16 protein-coding genes are annotated in these 18,053 nt (G+C 73.2%); 3 read left to right on the forward strand and 13 right to left on the reverse strand.

Features of this window, described 5'->3' with window-relative positions:
* Positions 1 to 5 precede the first annotated feature (5 nt).
* Genes OHB04_RS06840 through OHB04_RS06850 form a run of 3 tightly spaced genes read left to right on the forward strand, consistent with a single transcriptional unit; the run spans position 6 to position 3,816 of the window.
* Positions 6 to 1,724: an FAD-dependent monooxygenase gene (locus tag OHB04_RS06840; protein WP_326807033.1), complete on the forward strand. Its 1,719-nt coding sequence runs from the start codon at positions 6 to 8 to the stop codon at positions 1,722 to 1,724.
* Positions 1,721 to 2,509 carry an amidohydrolase family protein gene (locus tag OHB04_RS06845; protein ID WP_326686790.1) on the forward strand — a complete coding sequence of 263 codons (789 nt, stop codon included), beginning with the start codon at positions 1,721 to 1,723 and terminating at the stop codon, positions 2,507 to 2,509. The genes OHB04_RS06840 and OHB04_RS06845 overlap by 4 nt, the downstream gene beginning before the upstream one ends.
* Positions 2,506 to 3,816, forward strand: a complete 1,311-nt coding sequence (locus OHB04_RS06850; RefSeq protein WP_326807034.1) for a phenylacetate--CoA ligase family protein — start codon at positions 2,506 to 2,508, stop codon at positions 3,814 to 3,816. Before OHB04_RS06845 ends, OHB04_RS06850 begins: the two co-directional genes overlap by 4 nt.
* A 29-nt stretch (positions 3,817 to 3,845) precedes the next feature.
* On the opposite strand, the gene OHB04_RS06855 is transcribed toward OHB04_RS06850, so the two are convergent.
* The 13 genes from OHB04_RS06855 to OHB04_RS06915 all read right to left on the reverse strand — a co-directional run bounded on the left by OHB04_RS06855 (position 3,846) and on the right by OHB04_RS06915 (position 18,009).
* The gene (locus OHB04_RS06855; RefSeq protein ID WP_326686792.1) at positions 3,846 to 4,973 is read right to left on the reverse strand and encodes a response regulator transcription factor; all 1,128 of its coding nucleotides are present in this window, start codon (positions 4,971 to 4,973) and stop codon (positions 3,846 to 3,848) included.
* 77 nt (positions 4,974 to 5,050) lie between these two features.
* A complete protein-coding gene (locus OHB04_RS06860; RefSeq protein WP_326686793.1) occupies positions 5,051 to 6,112 on the reverse strand; it encodes an NAD(P)-dependent alcohol dehydrogenase in 1,062 nt (353 codons plus the stop codon).
* Positions 6,113 to 6,129: 17 nt separating this feature from the next.
* Positions 6,130 to 7,467, reverse strand: a complete 1,338-nt coding sequence (locus tag OHB04_RS06865; protein WP_326686794.1) for a phenylacetate--CoA ligase family protein — start codon at positions 7,465 to 7,467, stop codon at positions 6,130 to 6,132.
* Positions 7,454 to 8,233 (reverse strand): amidohydrolase family protein, encoded by a 780-nt coding sequence (locus OHB04_RS06870; protein ID WP_326686795.1) that lies wholly within the window; start codon positions 8,231 to 8,233, stop codon positions 7,454 to 7,456. Before OHB04_RS06870 ends, OHB04_RS06865 begins: the two co-directional genes overlap by 14 nt.
* A 4-nt stretch (positions 8,234 to 8,237) precedes the next feature.
* Positions 8,238 to 9,344, reverse strand: coding sequence for a 3-dehydroquinate synthase II (locus OHB04_RS06875; protein WP_326686796.1), 1,107 nt, complete (start codon positions 9,342 to 9,344; stop codon positions 8,238 to 8,240).
* Complete coding sequence (locus tag OHB04_RS06880) at positions 9,341 to 10,168, reverse strand: 2-amino-3,7-dideoxy-D-threo-hept-6-ulosonate synthase (RefSeq protein WP_326686797.1); 828 nt, start codon at positions 10,166 to 10,168, stop codon at positions 9,341 to 9,343. The genes OHB04_RS06875 and OHB04_RS06880 overlap by 4 nt, the downstream gene beginning before the upstream one ends.
* Complete coding sequence (locus tag OHB04_RS06885) at positions 10,153 to 11,031, reverse strand: AfsR/SARP family transcriptional regulator (RefSeq protein WP_326807035.1); 879 nt, start codon at positions 11,029 to 11,031, stop codon at positions 10,153 to 10,155. The genes OHB04_RS06880 and OHB04_RS06885 overlap by 16 nt, the downstream gene beginning before the upstream one ends.
* Before the next feature lie 136 nt (positions 11,032 to 11,167).
* The gene (locus OHB04_RS06890) at positions 11,168 to 12,088 is read right to left on the reverse strand and encodes a tyrosinase family protein (protein WP_326686799.1); all 921 of its coding nucleotides are present in this window, start codon (positions 12,086 to 12,088) and stop codon (positions 11,168 to 11,170) included.
* Complete coding sequence (locus OHB04_RS06895; RefSeq protein ID WP_326807036.1) at positions 12,085 to 12,516, reverse strand: tyrosinase family oxidase copper chaperone; 432 nt, start codon at positions 12,514 to 12,516, stop codon at positions 12,085 to 12,087. Before OHB04_RS06895 ends, OHB04_RS06890 begins: the two co-directional genes overlap by 4 nt.
* Positions 12,517 to 12,539: 23 nt before the next feature.
* Positions 12,540 to 13,910 carry an aldehyde dehydrogenase family protein gene (locus OHB04_RS06900; RefSeq protein ID WP_326807037.1) on the reverse strand — a complete coding sequence of 457 codons (1,371 nt, stop codon included), beginning with the start codon at positions 13,908 to 13,910 and terminating at the stop codon, positions 12,540 to 12,542.
* Positions 13,910 to 14,968, reverse strand: a complete 1,059-nt coding sequence (locus OHB04_RS06905) for a phenazine biosynthesis protein (protein ID WP_326807038.1) — start codon at positions 14,966 to 14,968, stop codon at positions 13,910 to 13,912. The genes OHB04_RS06900 and OHB04_RS06905 overlap by 1 nt, the downstream gene beginning before the upstream one ends.
* 113 nt (positions 14,969 to 15,081) lie before the next feature.
* Complete coding sequence (locus tag OHB04_RS06910) at positions 15,082 to 16,560, reverse strand: MFS transporter (protein WP_326807039.1); 1,479 nt, start codon at positions 16,558 to 16,560, stop codon at positions 15,082 to 15,084.
* Positions 16,561 to 16,593: 33 nt separating this feature from the next.
* Positions 16,594 to 18,009, reverse strand: coding sequence for an FAD-binding oxidoreductase (locus OHB04_RS06915; protein ID WP_326807040.1), 1,416 nt, complete (start codon positions 18,007 to 18,009; stop codon positions 16,594 to 16,596).
* Positions 18,010 to 18,053: the final 44 nt, after the last annotated feature.

An 18,053-nucleotide genomic window follows, 5' to 3' on the forward strand; every position in this document is an offset into this window, starting at 1 on the left:
GGACCATGGGAAAACGGCATACTTCGGCCGAACAGCCCGGCGAACACGACGTGCTGATCGTGGGGGCTGGTCCGGTCGGCTCGACACTCGCATTGGAACTGGCGCATCACGGCGTCACCAGCCTCCTCGTGGAACGGCACGACGCGCCGTCGCTGCACCCGAAAATGGACTTCGTCAACGGCCGCAGCATGGAGCTGTTCCGCCGTCTGGGAGTGGCAGAGGAGATCCGCGCCCGCGGGATCCCCGCGCGGCACTCCTTCAACTTCCAGTGGTTCCGCTCCTTCGCCGAGCCGCCCGTCGACGAATGGACCCACCCGTCCGTCGACGACGTGTTCGCGAGCATCGCCGAGCGGAACGACGGCACCAGCCCGCTGGAGCCCTACCAGCGGCTGCCCGGCAACATCCTGGAAGAGCTGCTGCGGCGGCGCGCGGGTGAGGAGCCGCTGGTCGAACTGCGCACCGGCACCGCCTTCCGCGAGCTGACCCAACTGCCGGACGGGACGGTCTCGACGACGCTCACCGACATGGCGACCGGCGAGGAGTACACCGAACGGGCTCGCTACGTCGTGGGCTGCGACGGCGCCAGCAGCGCGGTGCGGCGCAGCACGGCCATCACCGTGCCGATCGTCGGGCCCGAGACGGATCACTGCGACGTCTACTTCCGCAGCACCGATCCCCGGCTGCGCCCGCACGGCAGGTATTTCCTGGGTATCTCCGCCGGTGGCGCGACCCTGGTCTCCCGGGACGAGAAGGACACCTGGACCGCCTTCTTCCCCGTCCTGGAGGACACCGGCTTCGAGCGCGACCCCATCGGGGTGCTCAGCCGCCGCCTGGGCACGGACATCACCGTCGAGGAGGTCTTGAAGGTCACCCGGTGGCGGGGCCGCATGGGAGTGGCCGAACGCTACCGCGAGGGGCGGGTCTTCCTCGCCGGGGACGCGGCGCACGAGTTCTACCCCATGGGCGGCCACGGCGCCAACACCGGCCTGGGCGACGCGGTTGACCTGGGCTGGAAGCTGGCCGGGGTGCTCAAGGGCTGGGGCGGCCCTGGACTGCTGGACTCCTACGAGGCCGAGCGCCGCCCGGTCGCGCTCTTCAACCGGGAGATGTGCTTCAACCTCCTGGAGGTGTGGCAGCGCTTCCCGCAGCTCGCCGCGGCCGGCACCCCGCCCAGCCATCTGGCGGGCTATCTGGCCCAGGAGCGCTACCAGATCGAGAACACCGGCATCCACTTCGGCTACCGGTACAGCTCCTCCCCGCTCGTGTTCGGCGAGGACGGCGCGGGCGAGACACCGCCCGACTGGCAGTGGACCGGCATCACGCCCTCCACCTGGCCGGGCGGACGGGCACCGAGTGTGCGGCTGCCGGACGGCGCACCCCTGCTGGACCGGCTCTCCGACGGATTCACGCTGGTCGACTTCTCCGGCAAGGACCTCGGCCAGGACGTGACCGCCGTGGCCGGCAAGCGCGGGATGCCGCTCGATGTGCTGGCCGTGGACGACCCGCACGCGCGTGGCGTGTGGGAGCGCGACCTCGTCCTCGTCCGTCCCGACCAGCACATCGCCTGGCGCGGGGAGGCTCCGCCAGCGGACTGGGGCGAGGTGCTCGACCTCGTCAGCGGCAACGGGGCCGCGGACGACACGGACGGCGGGCCCGGCGCGGACGGCGGGCCCGGCGCGGACGGCGGGCCCGGCACCGGCCCGGCCGAGGGCAGCGGGTCGTGACGGAGCCCCTGGGCGCTGCCCGGCTGCCGGGCGCGGAAGCGCTGTTCGACTTCCGCGTCCGGCTGCGCCCCACCGCCGACGCCGCCGCCGGGCTGCTCGCCGCCATGGACGCGCACGGCATCCGGCGCGCCGTGGTGACCCCGGGCGGCACGGCGTCGCTGGCACGGATCTCCCGGCAGTTCATCGAGGGCGGCGGGGTCACCGACGACGCGGACAACGGCGCGGCCCTCGCCGTGTGCCGGGCGCACCACGAGCGCCTGGTCCCCTGCTACTTCGCCAGCCCGCACAACCCGGACGCCTACGCCGCCGAGGGCAAGCTCCACGCGGCCGTGGAGATCTCGCCCGCCGTGCACGGAGTGCCGCTGTCCGATCCCCGGACGGCGGCGCTGGCGGAGACCGCGGAGCGCACGGGGCACAGCGTCTACACCGTCTGTCTGCCGCTGCCCGGCTCCGGCGTCGCCGACCTGGTGCGGCTGGCCGCCGACTTCCCCTCGGTGACCTTCGTGATGGGCCACTGCGGAATCGGGAACATCGACGTCTGGGGCCTCTCGCTCGTGCGCGAGAGCCCCAATGTGCTGGTCGAGACCTCGGGCGGCTACACGGTCACCCTCCGCGCCGCGCTCGACGAACTCGGCAGCGACCGGGTGCTCTTCGGCTCCGAGTACCCCTTGCAGGACCCGGGGGTGGAGCTGGCCAAGGTCGCCGCGCTCGGCCTCGACAGCGCCACCTTGTCCCGCATCACCTGGGAGAACGCCCACCGCATACTCGGGGAGGACCTCGTATGAACTCGATCCTGCCGCAGCTCGGAGACTGGCGCGGCACTCAGGAACTGCTGGAGGGTCAGGAGAAGCAGCTCGCCCTCAGCCTCTCCTGGGCGGCCCGCTCGCCCTTCTACGCGCGGCGTTTCGGCTCCGGGGCCCAGCCGTCCGGCTCGGACGACCTGGCGGGGCTCGCGCTGACGACCAAGCAGGACCTGCGCGACAACTACCCCTTCGGCCTCCTGGCGGTGGAGAAGGAGCGACTGGCCACCTACCACGAGTCCAGCGGCACGGCGGGCCACCCGACCCCCTCCTACTACACGGCCGAGGACTGGACCGACCTGGCGGAACGCTTCGCGCGCAAGCACGTCGGCATCACACCCTCCGACACCCTGCTCGTCAGGACGCCCTACGCGCTGCTGCTGACCGGGCACCTGGCCCACGCCGCCGCCCGGCTGAACGGCGCCACCGTGGTCCCCGGCGACAACCGCTCGCTGGCGACGCCCTGTTCGCGCATCGTGCGGGCGCTGCACGACCTGGAGGTCACGCTGACCTGGTCGATGCCGACGGAGTGCCTGCTGTGGGCGGCGGGCGCGCGGGCCGCCGGGTACGAGCCGGGGGCCGCCGACTTCCCGGCGCTGCGCGCCCTGTTCGTCGGCGGGGAGCCGCTCAGCGGCCCGCGCCGGGAGCGCATCAGCCGGCTGTGGGGCGTGCCCGTCGTGGAGGAGTACGGCTCCACCGAGACCGGGACGCTCGCGGGTGAGTGCCCCGAGGGACGGCTGCATCTGTGGGCGGACCGGGCGCGGTTCGAGGTGTTCGACCCGGACACCGGCGTCTGCTCCCCCGAGGGCGCGGGGCAGCTGGTGGTCACCACGCTCTACCGGGAGGCCATGCCGCTGGTCCGCTACAACCTGGAGGACACGGTCGAGGTGTCCTACGAGGAGTGCCCCTGCGGCTGGCACCTGCCGACGGTCACCGTGCTGGGCCGCTCCGCCTTCGGGCACGACGTCAACGGCCGCAAGGTGACCCAGCACCGCTTGGAGGAGCTGGTCTTCGGGCTTCCGGACGCCGATGAGGTGCTGTTCTGGCGCGCCCGCGCCGAGCCCGGCCGGCTGCGCGTGCAGATCGAGGCGGCGCCGGACCGCGCCGAGGGTGCGGCGGCGCGGCTCACCGAGGCCCTCCGCAGCCGGCTCGGCGTCACCGCCTCGGTGGAGGCCCTGCGTCCCGGGGGCCTGCTGCCCACCGAACTGCTGCGGGCCATGCCCGACGTGGTCAAGCCCCGCAGCCTCTTCGGCCCCGACGAGGACTGGGACAAGGCCCTGCTCTACCAGTGAGCACAAGGCCGCTCCCGCGGGTCCTCCAGCTACAGCTCGCGCCCGCCCCCCTCGGCCTCCGCCAGGGGGGCGTAGTGCTCGATGAACAGCTTGCCGACCAGCTCGCCACGGCTGGTGACGCCGACCTTCTCGAAGGCCGCCTTGATGTGGTCGCGCACCGTGTGGGGCGAGAGGTACAGCTCCTGGGCGATGCGTTCGGTCGACATGCCGCGCGCGACGTGCACGGTCACCTCCAGCTCCCGCCCCGACATCTCGTAGGCCCCGGCGATCAGCGGGATGATCTCGCCCAGGCCCGCCGGCTCGATGACGACGGCGAAGGACTGGAGCGTCCCGTCCGCCGAACGCAGACACGAGGCGTGGCACACCAGCCACTGCCCCGCACGGGTGCGCAGCCGGACGCGTGCGTCGCCGCGTTCGCCGTCCCGGGCCAGCGCGCGCGCCTTCATGGCGGTGCTGTGGATCCACACCGGGATGCGGTAGCCGAGCCCGGTGGGGGTGGTGGGCCCGTCGGGGAGTTCGTGGAGATGGCCGAGCGCCGCCTCGTTGACGGAGACGAGGGAGCCGCCGGTGTCGAAGAGCAGCAGCCCCGGCTGGCCGCCCCGGGCGCCGGGCGGCGCGCCCAGCGGCACGTTGAACGAACGCAGGAGCCGTGCGAGCGGGGTGACCAGGGTGCCGACGAACCTGCTGTCGGCGGACGTGAAGGGGTCGCGGCCCCGCTCCCGGAACAGGCTTATGTAGCCGTGCGTCCGGTCGCCGACGCGCAGCACGGCGCGGAGTTCGTCGTGCACTCCCCGGGGGCGCATGAAGTCGTGGTAGAGCGCGCTGCGGGTCGGGCGGCCCTCGCTGCTCTCCCACAGGCCGGCCACCGGCAGGGGGGCGCGGGCCAGGTCGCGGAAGAGGTTGACCTTCTCGGCGAGCAGCTCGCACTCCCAGTAGGCCGCGCACTCGGCGCCGTCGATGTTCTCCGCGTGCACGGGCGCCGTCATCATGCCGTTGACGGGGTCGGTGACCCGCCACACGGCCGCGTCGTAGGGGACGAGGCGGCGCATCCGCTCGGCGGCGAAGGCGAACAGCCGGGCCGCGTCCGGGGCCCGGGCCGCGCCGGAGAGCAGTTCCTCCCGCTCCCTGGGCGATCTGCGCTGCGCCGGAACGCTCATCGTGGCCCCCCTTGGCCGTGGCCGTGCCCCGCCGGGGTCCGCCACCACGGCGGCTCCCCCTTCAGAAGGTAGCCCCTTCAGAACGTGGCCGCGTCGATGACGAAGCGGTAGCGGACCTCACCGGCCACCACCTTGGCGAACGCCTCGTTCACCCGTGCCGCGTCGACGAGCTCCACCTCGGCGCCGATTTCCGCCGCGCCGCAGAAGTCCAGCGTCTCCTGGGTCTCCCGCAGGCCGCCGATCATGGATCCGGCGACCACCTTCCTGCCGTACACCAGGGAGAAGGGGCCCACGCTGGCGGGCGCGTCCGCGATGCCCAGGTGGACCAGCACGCCGTCGACGGCCAGCAGGGACAGATGGGCGTCCTGGTCGACGCCCACCGGCGCCGTGTTGAGGATCAGGTCGTAGGAGCCGGCCAGCGCGGTGAACGCCTCGGGCCCCGGCAGGGTGTGGAAGTGGTGGGCGCCCAGCCGCCGCGCGTCGTCCTGCTTGCGGGGGCTGCCGCTCAGCAGCGTCACCTCGGCGCCCATCGCCCGTGCCAGCCGGATGCCCAGATGGCCGAGGCCGCCCATGCCGACGATCGCGACGCGGGTGCCCCGCGTCACCCGCCAGCGCCGCAGGGGCGCGTACACGGTGACGCCGGCGCACAGCAGCGGGGCGGCGCGGTGGAGGGGGATGCTGTCGGGTATCCGCAGCACGTGGTTCTCGTTCACGACGATGTGCGTGCTGTAGCCGCCCCGGGTCGGCTCTCCGTCGGCGCCTATGGCGTTGTACGTCGAGGTCATGCCGCGCGCGCAGAACTGCTCGGCGCCCGCCGCGCAGTTCACGCAGCTTCCGCAGGAGTCGACGTAGCAGCCGACGCCCACCCGGTCGCCCACGGCGTGGCGCGTGACGCCCTCGCCCGCCGCCGTGACGACGCCCGCGATCTCATGGCCGGGGACCATCGGGTAGATGCCCTGCCCCCAGTCGCCGCGTACCTGGTCGATGTCGCTGTGGCAGATCCCGGTGTAGCGGATCTCGATCAGCACGTCGTGGGCGCCGGGCTCGCGGCGGCTGATGACGGTCGGCTCCAGCGCGGCCCCTGCCTTGGGCGCCGCGTAGGCGGGGACCTTGTCCAGTGGGGCGGTGACGGTTGGCATACGCCTCTCCCGTGAGGTCAGTAGTAGTGGACGGCGCGGTCCCAGTCCTCGTCCGCGCCGAAGACGGTGCGTGGCTTGACGAACTCGTGCCCGCGGCGCAGCAGGTCCCGGGAGACGAGGCCGCCCGGGGGCAGGCTCCGGATCCGCGCGGGGACGCCGAGCCCGTGGCGCAGGGAGCGGGTCAGCGCCGCGGCTGCCGGCGCGCCCCGGCCCTCGGCCGTCTCGATCTCGGCCTCGATCGCGTCGGGGCGCACCCGGGCGCGCCAGAACAGCACGCCGTGCTCGGCCGGGAGGCGGAAGACGTGCTCCTCCAGCTCGTGCGGGGTCACCCGCCGGCCGGCGACCGGGTACCCGTCGCCGGAGCGTCCCGCCACGCGCACGGTCGGCAGCTGCCAGCCGCAGGGGCACGCGGCCGAGGAGATCTCGACGGTGTCCTCCAGGTCGTAGCGGACCAGCGGCATGGCCTCGCGGTAGAGCGTGGTGATGGTGAGCCGGCCCCGCCCCTCGCGCGCCGTGCCGCCGCTCTCCGGGTCGTAGACCTGGGCGAGGAACCGGTCCGCCCACAGGTGGAGCCGCCCGTACGCGCATTCCCCCGCCAGGCTGCCGGTCTCGGTCGAGCCGTAGTCCTGGTGGACGGGGACGCCGCCCCACAGTTCGCTGATCCGCGCGCGCCGGGCCTCGCTCAGCGGCTCGCCCGCCACGAGGAAGGCCCGCAGCGCGGGGAAGTCCCGCTCGGGGCGGTAGCCCGCCTCGCGTGCGGCGGCCACCCACAGGAGGGCCTCGCTGGGCAGGCACCAGGCGACGGTGACATCGAGGTCGTGCAGCGCCCGTACGACGCGGGCGTAGGGCATCACCAGCGAGCGGTTGTCGGCGGGGACGACGGTCGCGCCCCGGCTCCGCGCTGCCTGGTGCGCCTGGTGCGCGGTGGTCAGCATCGCGTAGGGCGTCCGCACCAGGACGGTGTCGTCGCAGTTGAGGCCGACGGCGTGGCGGGAGAAGCGGTCGGTGACGTCGTGCCAGTCCCGCTCGGAGAAGAAGGAGGGCGTGGGCTCGCCGGAGGTGCCGCTGGACTCGTGGTACGTGGCCAGGCCGCGGCGCGCGATGGCCAGCATCCCCCAGGGGTATTGCTCGCGCAGGTCCTGCTTGGTGGTCAGCGGCACCGAGTCGAGGTCGGCGGCCGTCTCCCAGCGTCCCGCGCCCGCGAGGCGGGGGCGGTTGAACGGGGAGCGCCGGGCGAGGTCGAGCGCGGCGGGCAGCCGCGCGTCCTGGAACCGGTACAGGTCATCGACCGACTCCCACGCCCCGAGCGGGGGCGGCAGGGCCAGCGATGGGGCGCTCGTATCAAGGGTGTTCACGGGCGTTGTCTCCTATGAGTCGGCAGGTGTTCTGCCAGGTCACGCGGTGCCACACCTCGTCGGACAGGTTCAGTGCCCGGTATTTGGCGAGTTCGACGGCCGGGTGCTGGAGCGGGTATTCGGTGCCCAGGAGCACCCGCTCGCTCCCCAGCCGGTCCAGCGCGGCCCGGACGACGACGCTGAAGCAGCCGGAGGTCTCGAAGAGCACGTTGGGCCTGGGCCGGATCAGGTCGATGCCGTAGAGGTCCATGTCGCCGACCCCGCCGTGGCCGAGCACGAAGGTGACGGCGGGGAACTCACCGGCCAGCCGGGCGAGTTCGGCCACGCCGAAGCCGGGGCGCTGGAGGCAGTGCAGATAGACGCCGTGGCCCTTGGCGCCGGCCTCCTCGACGAGCGCGGTGGTCCGCGCGTCGAGGAGGCCGACTCCGTGTACGGAGGGTGCCAGCTTCAGGCCGCTGAAGCGCTCGTCGGCGGCCCGGTAGTCCGCGCCCGAGCGGTGCGGGTTCGCGAAGAAGAACGGCACGAGCCGGCCGCCGGAGCGGGCGCACCCCTTGAGCACGGCGCCGTTGTCGGCGTCCGTCTCGACGTGGCCGCCCTCGATGATCTGGCGGGAGAGGCGGTCGGGATCGACCGCCCCGCCCGCCACGACGACGGCACGGGCGATGCCGCTGCTGTCCATCACCTCCAGGAGCCGTTCGGTGGCTCCCTCGGCTCCGGGGAGATGGGCGTGGGCGTCGAACACCGGTGGGTGCTCCGTACCGGTCACGGGGTCACTTCTCGATGCAGAACTCGTCGATGGGGTACCCCACGTGCCGGTCCTCGCTGGGCAGGTAGCCCAGCACGCGGTCCCCGGGCTTGAGTTCGGTGCTGTTGAGCACGCTGCCGCCGGGGCCGAGCACCCGCACGTGCCAGTCGTCCTGGAGGATCAGGTTGACCCGCTGGCCGCCGGGTGCGACCGCGTCGACGGAGATCAGCGGCCGGGACTCGATCTTGACGCGGCCGACGGTCACCATGCGGGTGCCGCCCTTGATGTCGACGGCCATCACCTTGCTGCCCGCCTGAAGCTCGCTCAGGTAGTTGGTGCGCTCGTCCTTGGAGAGCGTGTAGGAGTGGATGGCGCCGGCGTTGACCCGGAAGGGGCGGGTGGGCATGTACGGCAGCGGGTGGGTCTCGCTGACGCACAGCACCATGCCCTTGGAGGTGGAGCCGACCAGGATGCCCTCGTCCTCACGGAAGTGGGTGCAGGTGTCGACGCAGGCCCGCTCCCCCATGCCGATGTGCTCGGTCTTGACGACCTCCAGCTCGGTCAGGTTCAAGTCCGGCACCTCGGACTGCGCCGCCGCCTTCAGCTTGGCGGCGTCGCCGACGCGCGCGGGGGCCATCATCACGCCGTCGGAGCCGTGTTCCAGCACCCCGAAGATGATCTCCGCTTCCTCCACGTCCTGGGCGATGGTGACCAGGCTGCCGGTGGAGCGCGCTGCGGCGGCGATGACGATCTCCAGCGGGATCTTCGTCGGGTCGCGGAAGAGCAGCACGCTCCAGCTCTCGGTCCTGGCCGCGTCGCACGCCTCCTCCAGCGTGGGCGCGTCGACGATCTCCACGAAGCGGCCGAACTCCACCTCCGGGTGGCGTACCGCCAGTTCGGCCGGGGTGATGCCGTGCCGGACGGGGTCGACGATGACGACCGTGGCCTCGCCGAAGTCCTCGGGCAGCGTGGTGCCGGCCGGGAAGAGGATCTTGCTCAGGGTCGGGGGCAGGCCCGCCAGGTCGGCGGCGTCGTCCGCGACGATCCCCTCCATCCGGTAGTGCAGGGCCTCTTGGAGGACGGCCTCCTTGAGCTCGCCGAGGCCGCGTATGTCCAGCCAGCTCAGCTTCATGAAAGAACTCCTTCGGGCGTACGGACGGTTGGGGTCACGGGTACACAGTCGGCGTGGATGAGGGAGGCGAGCTTGGCGGCGATCGCCCCCGGGTCGGGCGCCTGGAAGATGTTGCGGCCCATGGCCACGCCCGCGGCGCCGCCGGCCAGCACCTCTTCCACATAGGCGACGACCTGGCTGTCGTCGGCGACGCGCGGGCCGCCCACGGCGATGACGGGCAGCGGTGCGGCGCGGGTCAGATCCCGCATCTCCTCGACGGAGCCGACGTACATGGTCTTCACCAGGTCGGCGCCCAGGTCCGCGGCGAGGCTGACGGCGTGCGCCACCAGCTCCGGGTCGCGGGGGTTGTCGATCTTGGGGCCGCGCGGGTACATCATCGCCAGCAGCGGCATGTTCCAGCGGTCGCACGCCTCGGCGACGGCCGCCATGTCCGAGATCTGCTGCCGTTCCTCCAGCGCGCCGAGGTTCACATGGACGCTCACCGCGTCCGCGCCCAGCCGCAGGCTCTCCTCGACCGTGGCCACCAGGTACTTGGCGTTCGGGTCCGAGGCGTGCACGGTGCTGGCGCTGAGGTGGACGATCAGCGAGGTCTCGCGGAAGAGCCCGGGGCGCACGTGGCGGAGGCTGCCCTTGTGGAGCACCACCCCGTCCACCTGGCTCGCGGCGAGCTGCCCGACGAGGTCGTCGAGCCGGCTGCCGCCTGTCACCGGCCCGTCGGTCACGGAGTGGTCCAGGGGCACGATCAGCAGCCGCTGGGAGTCACCGCCGTAGAGGCGCCGGAGCCGCAGCCTGCGGCCGAACGGCGTGTTCAGTTCGTTTGCCATTCCTTCTCCTGCTCCAGAACGGGAACCGATGTGCTGTGAGCATGCGACGGGGTTCTATCGACCCGCTTTCGGGCACCTATCGCATTTCCGGTACGTATAAGGGGAATTGGGCGTACGGTGCGTTCGCCGAGAATGGCGCACTCCAGCGCGCGGAGTTTTTCGCCGGGTTCGAGGCCGAGTTCGTCGGTGTAGCGCACCCGCACGTCGCGGTAGACCCGCAGCGCGTCGGCGCGGCGGCCCGAGTGGTAGAGCGCGAGCATGAGCTGGGCGCACAGCCGCTCGCGGAAGGGGTGCTCGGCGACGTGGCCCATCAGCTCCCCGACGATGCCGTGGTGCCGGCCGAGGCCGAGTTCCAGGTCGAAGCACTCCTCCGCGGCGGCGACGCGCTCCTCCTCCAGCCGCACGGCGGCCGAGTCGAGCAGCGCGCTGTCCAGCCCGGCGCCGACGGGCCCGCGCCACTGTTCGGCTCCGGCGCGCAGCAGCCCGACGGCTTCCTCGGCGCGGCCCTCGCGCGCGGCGTGGCGGCCGTGTGCCACCAGGTCGCGGAAGCGCAGCAGGTCCAGCGCGTCGCGGCCGGCGCGCAGCGCGTAGCCGGAGGGGCGGGTCTCCACCACCTCGCCCGCGCCGGTCTCGGCCAGCCGTCTGCGCAGACCCGAGACGCAGATCCACACCTGCCCCTTGGCCGAGGCCGGGGGCCGCTCGCCCCAGATCCCGTCGATGAGCCGCGGGACGGGCACGGCCCGGTCGGCCTCCAGGGCGAGCAGCGTCAGCAAGATCCGCTGCCGGAGCCCGCCCACGCGGACGGCATCACCCGCGTGTTCGACCTCCAGCGGCCCCAGGACGCGGAATTGCGTTCCCCCCATGTGCCCCTCCCAAGTCGACGGCGAGTGGCCTCACCGCGTAGGGCTTCAGCCTCTCCGTTCGGGGAGGGCGGGCACATCACGTACTTCCGGGATACGGGGCGCACTCGCGGGCCCGCGGCCCGGACAGGGCTGCGCTTCAGCCGGCGTAGCGGTAGAACTTCGTGTGGTCGAGCAGGTCCGCCGGGGCCATGGTGCGCCAGGGCGGCAGCTTGGTCCGCAGCGAGGGCACGTCGGCGGTGTCGTCGGCGGGCAGGTAGTGCGGGACACCGGGGTGCAGCCGCTGCCAGTCGGCCCAGATCTTGTCGATGAAGCAGTGGTGCAGGAAGAAGACGGGGTCGTTGGGCGAGCCGATGTAGAGCATGTGGCCGCCGATCCAGGTGTGCCCGGCGCCGTGCAGCTTGCCCAGGTTGGCCTCCCAGGAGAACTTGGCGTAGCCCTCCAGGTGGTTGCGGAAGCTGTCGTACGGCGCCTCCGAGCCGGAGGTGTAGTTCCACGGCGGGCAGTCGTAGACGGTCAGCGCCATCGTGTCGGACAGTTCCTTGGGCGTGGGCAGGGCGGGAATGAGCGAGCCCAGTTCGCGGACGAGGAAGTCGCGGTCGTCCTGGGTGTAGTGGCCGTTCAAGGAGGGGTGTTCGTCGCCGACGGGCACCACGCTGTTGCGCAGGACCCAGCCGTTGTCCCGGGCGAAGGGCCCGGTCATCACGCGCCGGTCGCCGGGCCGCCCGTTGCCGCCCATGAACTCCTCGTCCCACAGCGGGGAGTCGGCTCCCTGGTCGGTGGTCCAGTCCCAGTAGGGCAGGGTGACGCGGGGGTCGACGCGGCGCAGCGCGGACTCGAAACGCAGCAGGTATTGGCGGTGCCAGGGAAAGAACCCGGGATTGATGTGCCCGAACCTCTTTCCGGTGTCCTTGTCGATGTAGTCGGCGGAATTGATCAGGATATGGATCCGGACGAGTTCGTCGTATGTCCCGCGGCGTTTGATCTCCTTGACGGCGGCCACGAATCTGCGTTTTTCCTCGGCCGTCAGGTCCAGGTGGTTCTTCCGTATGTGCGTCACGCGCTCTTCCCCTGTCTTCCATGCTGCCGGCCGCCGTGGCCCCGGCCGGAGCCGCCGGGGTGGGATTCGCTGTGGCCGAGGGGCAGGAGGTCGGCGCCGCGCAGTTCCTCGACCGCCCTGCGGGCCGCGAGCAGCGGGCTGGCGGCGAAGCCGTAGTGGCACATGGAGCTGAGGTAGGCGCCCTCGCCCAGCTTCATCAGGTGCAGTTCCCGGCCGTCTATCCGGACGGCCTCGGCGCCCTCGTGGCCGGTGACCTCGATGGTCCTGCCCCGGTACTTCTCCTTGTGCGCCGGGGCCGCCGCGCTCTTGACCGCCTGCTCCTCGCCGGGCGATCCGTCGGCCGAGACCATCACGGCCCCGGCGGCGCCCGTCAGCGTGACGCCCGCCGCGATGCCAGTGGTGGCCTTCACCATGTCGCGTCGTCTCATATCGCTCCCCGTTCCGGTGGTCTTCACTGAAGGTGCTCGCCGACGACGCCCTTGGGCTCCAGCAGGAAGCCCGTGAAGCTGCCGTCGTGCGGGATGCCCGGTGCGGTGCTCCAGGGCGGCACGGTGCCCGTGGTCACCTTGCGGACGCTGGGCTCGCCCACCGCGCCGGCCAGCAGCCCTGGCCGGTCCGTCAGGAGGTTGAGGGCCAGCGAGTCGCGCAGCGGCGCCGTGCCGTCCGCCGGCTCCCACGGAGCGACGATCACGAAGGGGAACGGCAGTTCGGCACCGACGGAGGGATGGTCGTGGCCGGCCGCCGAGAGGACCACGGGGCGCGGGCAGTACGAGCCGTCCGCCAGCTCGACCGCGAGGGGGCGGGCATCGAACCGCGCGCTGTGGTCGGTCAGCCCGCCGGCCAGCCGCTCGACCTGCGCGGCGAGCTGCCCGGCGCGCTCCCGGCCCGTCACCGGCAACACGGCGGCCGGGTCCGTCACCGGCAGCGCGGGCAGCGCGCCGAGCCGCTCGGCCAGCTTGTCGGCGGCCTGGGCCACGGGCCCGCTCGTCAGCAGCACGGACACATTGGTGCAGCGGGTGCCGCCGTCGAAGGCGACGGTGTGGGCGAGGTGTTCGAGGACGTCGTCGGTCAGCTGGACGTCCAGCAGAGCCTTGGCCCGGCCCGGTCCGCGTACGGCCATGGTGGTGTGCCCGCGCCAGCGTCCGACGGCGCTCTCGCCGCCGTAGACGATGCCCAGGTCGGCGGCGTCGAGCAGGAATTCGCCCACCTGGTGCGCGCTGGGCAGCAGGGCGAGGCGCCCGGCGGGCAGTCCGGCGGCCAGGAGTGCGGCGGCCAGTCTCCTGGGCGTCCAGGGGTCCCGGCCGCCGGGGCGCACCAGCACGCTGTAGCCGTGGAACAGCGCCTGCGCCCAGGCGCCGTGCGGGGCCGGGTGGTTGCTGGCCATGACGGCGGCGAAGATCCTGCCCCGGGGCACCCAGCGGGTGCGGAACCCCCCGCCCAGGTCGCCGCCCGGCAGCTCGGCCGCCGTCGTCTGCGCCAACTCCCTCAGTTCGGCCGCGAGTTCACCGAGGGCGTTGCGCACGGCGGAGACCGCGAGCCCGGTGCTCAGCGCGACCCGCCGGGTGTAGTCCTCCGGGGTCTCGTCGCCGAGGGTGCCCTCGGCGAGCAGCTTGGCCGCCCGGCGGAAGAGCGCGGGGTCGGGCGCCTCGCCGGTCGCCGCGGCGCGGAGGGCGTTGACCGCGCTCTGGGCCATCAGCCGGGGGGCCAGTCCGACATCGGCGAGCGCCTTGCCGTGGACGCCGCTCAGCGTGGTCCGATCGGCGCTGGCCAGGACATCGCCGGCCACCAGCGGGTCGATGACGACGGGGTCTTCGCCGGTCATCAGTAGACCCCCTCGACGATGTCGCGGGCCCCGGCCTCACGGTGGGGCCGGAGGTCGGCCAGCCCGTCGCGCCGGGCGCCCGGGGCAGCCCGGACGCGGACGGCGGTGTCGCGCTCCAGCACGTTCGGCAGGAACATCTCCTCGCTGACCAGGTGGAGCCGCACCCGGCCCCGCTCCCCGTACGGCACCACGGCGCCCGCCTCGTCCACGGGTTCGACCAGCGTGGTGTCCGGGTGCGTCTCGAAGACGCAGGCGTGGGTGTCGCCCGGGGCCGGTGGCCGCTGGGGCGCCAGGCCCATCAGCGTGTTGCCGTAGACCCCGATGAGCCGCGCTTCGGGGAAGTAGACCTCGTCGAGCTGGCGCAGGGTCTCGGGCGAGGCCGAGGTGCCGCTCCAGATGATGGCGCGCACGCTCCGCCGGACGCGCTCCAGGAGCGCGGGGCGCCCGCACAGGCTCTCCAGGAGCGGCGGTGTCGTGCTGAGTACCTCGATGTGCTGGGATTCCAGCACGGTCTCCGCCTGGTCGAGCAGGTGCTGGACGTAGGCGTCGGCCAGGTCGCCGCGCCCCTGGGTGACGGCGCGTTTGACCCAGCGCGGGTCCAGGTCGACGGTGTGGCACAGCCCGCCTCCCATGGCGGCGTGCCGCTGGACGTCGGCGCCCACTATGTGCGGTCCGCTCGGCCCCAGACAGAGCCAGTCCCCGGCCGGGGGCAGCCCGCCCGCCAGCAGCACCTCGCGGGCCCAGCGCAGCATGTGCAGCCGCCCCTCGCCCGCCACGACGCGCGCGGGCGCGCCGGTGGTGCCGCCCGACTCGTGGACGCGGAAGTGCCGGTCGGCCAGTCCCCGGGGAATGAGGTCCCGTACGGGGACGGTGCGCAGTTCGGCGCTCAGATCGGGGAACCGCACCAGGCCGTCGGCTCCCTGGATGTCGGCGACCGGGTCGAAGCCCAGGCTCTGCCGCTTGCCGAGCCAGAACGCCGACCCTGTCCCCGGATCGAAGTGCCAGGCCAGCGACTTGCGCACATGGCTGTCGAAGTCCGCTGCCGCGTCCGCGTCCATGGTGCTGAGTCCTTCCGGTGGGCCGCTTGTGCTTGCCGTGCCGCTGGCCATGGTGGCCGCCGCGCCTATTCGTGGGTTTTCGTCGGGCTATCGTCCGGCGGCCTGCCGTCGGGCTATCGTCCGGCGGCCTGCTGCGGCGCCGGGGGCTGCTGGCCCGGCTGTTGTCCCGACTGCTGCTGCCCGGGGTGTTGCTGCCCCGGCTGCTGCTGCGTCGGAGGCTGCTGAGCGGGGGGCTGCTGGGCCGGGCGGGGCAGGGTCAGCGCGACCACGGCGCCCAGCAGGGGCAGCAGGGCGATGAATCCCAGCACGGTGGTCAGCGCGTAGTTCTTGGCGAGCGCGCCCGCCAGCGCCGATCCGACGCCGCCGCCCACGAAGAAGGTGAGGTTCAGCAGCGCGATCGCGCCGCCGCGCCGCATCGGGGGGATCAGACCGGACATCAGCCCGGTGGTGACCACCTGGGTGACGGCGAAGGAGGCGAAGCCGAGCGAGGCGCCGGTGACGATCAACGCGGGCCCGCCCGGCAGCACTCCGACCAGTCCCAGCACCAGCGCGGCGGCTCCCGCCGTGCCCGCCAGCAGCCTGTTGCCGCCGCTGCCGGCGGTGAACCGGGACGCGGCGCGCGAGGCGACGGCGCCCACGGCCGCTCCGGGCAGCAGCCAGGCGCCGACCGAGAGCACGCTCCAGCCGTGTCCGCCCACCAGCGCCTGCGGCACCGCGTACATGGCGCCGAACAGTCCCGCGTAGACCCCGGCGCCGACGAGCGAGGCGCGCAGGAAGGCGCCGTTGGTGGCCAGTTCGCGCGGGACGAAGCCGTCGGCCTTGCGCACGACGCGCAGCGCGAGCCCGGCTGCGGACAGCACCAGCAGCGCGGCGAGCAGCAGGGTGAGCGCGGTGCCCAGCTCCAGCGCGGAGGACTGGACCAGGAGGAGCAAGGAGGCGGCGGTGACGGTCAGCAGCGCCGCTCCGGTCAGGTCGGGCGCCTTGCCCGAGCCGGGGCGCGCCGCGGCCATCCGCAGGCAGAAGGGCACGGCCAGCACCGAGAGCGCGGGCAGCACGAGGGCGCCCCGCCAGTGGATCCAGTCGGTGACCAGCCCGCCTGCGAGGGTCGCTCCGGCGGAGAAGATCGCCATGGTGGCGCCGAAGATCGCCAGGATTCTCGGACGCGCGGCGGGTTCGGAGGACGCGGCGAGCGCGAGCGCGCTGGAGGACATCGCGCCGGAGCCCGCCGCCAGGACGAACCGGCCAGCGACCAGCGTGCCCAGGTTGGGCGCCGTCAGGCAGAGCACGGTTCCCAGCAGCAGCGCGATCGTCCCGGCGAGGAGCGTGGTCTTGATGCCCCAGGTGTCGGACAGGCGCCCGGACAGGGCGGTGCCGACGCCGAGCGCGAGGGCGTGCGCGGTCAGCACCCAGGCCGCGCCCGCGGGGGTGGCGTGCAGGGCGGCGGCGACGTTAGGCAGGGCGACGCCCGCCGCGGTGACGCCGAAGATCGCGGGGCCGAACAGCGCCCCCAGCCGGACGCCGGTGGAGCGGGCACTGAGCATGGCGCCTGGAGACCCCTGCATGGGGGCCGGCGCCGGGGAGTTGGCTGTCATGTGAGAGTCCTCGTCCTGGTGAGAGCGGGAGAGTCAGTCGGAAGGGGCCGGGGCCGGGGGGATGTTGTGGTTGAGGCGGAAGACGTTGTGCGGGTCGTAGGCCGCCTTGACCTGCGCGAGCCGGGTGTAGGTCGCGCTGTCGTAGGCCGCGGGCACGCAGTCCGCCGTGTCGGACCCGGCAAGGAAGTTGGCGTACTTGAGCCCGGTGCCCCACGGCGCCATCGCGTCCGTCAGCGGCTCGGGCCGCCGCTCGCCGGGGGCCGCGGGCGGCGAGATGGTGGTGAGCGCGAAGCCCGCGTCGCGGTGCCCCACCGCGCTCGGCTGGGCGGGGGCGCGTCCGGCGGCGCCGCCGAGGTGCCGCAGCTCCACGACGTAGTCGTCGCAGGCGGCGCCGTGGCCGGCCAGGGCGAGCAACTGCTGGGCCGCGTCGAAGCTCAGGTCGGCGAGCATGAGCGAGTTCTGGTGGTACTCCTGCGGCCCCTCGGGGTCCATGTGGATGTCGCCGACGGCGGTGTACGGGATGTCCGCGACGGTGTCCAGCATCGGCGTCAGCGTCGTGCGCAGCGGTTCGACGAGCCGCGCGCCCTCGTCCGGCGGGCCCGCGTAGGCCACGCGCACATGGACGGTGAGCCGGCCGCGCAGCGGTTCGGGCGTCTCGGGGACGTCGGGCAGCCGCAGCAGGGCCAGCGAGGAGGTCATCTCCTCGGGCAGCGTGCGGGTCCAGCCCCGCCACAGGTGCACGGCCTCGGCCGCCAGCTCCCCCGGGTAGAACAGGCCGCCGCCGTACAGCCGGGGTACGGGCACGAGCCCGAACTCCAGGGCCGTGACCACGCCGAAGTTGCCCTTGCCGCCGCGCAGCGCCCAGAACAGCCCGGGGTCCTGCGTCGGGGTCACCGTGCGGTGCTCCCCGTCCGCCGTGACGACCTCGATCCGGCTCACGTGGTCGGCGGCGTAGCCGTACTTGCGCACCATGAGCCCGAGCCCGCCGCCCAGGGTGTAGCCGACCACTCCCGCTGTCGGCGAGGAGCCGTTGAGCGGCGCCAGCCCGTGATGGGCCGCCGAGGCGATGACCTGGTGCCACTGGGCACCGGCGGCGGCGCGGGCCGTCCTGGAGACCGGGTCGACGCTGACGGAGCGCATGTGGCGGGTGCTGAGGAGCAGGCCCCCGGCGGTGTCGGCGGCGGGCCCGTGGCCGGTGGCCTGCACGCCGACGGGCAGCCCCCAGGCGCGGGCGAACTCGACGGCGACCCGGACGTGTTCGTCACTCAGGGCGACGACGATGAGCGCCGGACGATGGCCGGATATCCGGTTGTACCCGGCGAGTTCGGTGTCGTATGCGCGGTCCTGCGGGCGCAGCACCTGTCCGCGCACATGCTCCATGAGCCCGGCGACCGCCTCCTGCGGGGGTGCTTCCCACTCCGGTATCGGGTGCTCCCTGGTTGACGGCACTGACGCCTCCTCGCGGTGTCCGGGACGAATCGCCGCAATCCTCT

This window comes from Streptomyces sp. NBC_01775 (genome assembly GCF_035917675.1).
GTDB lineage: Bacteria > Actinomycetota > Actinomycetes > Streptomycetales > Streptomycetaceae > Streptomyces.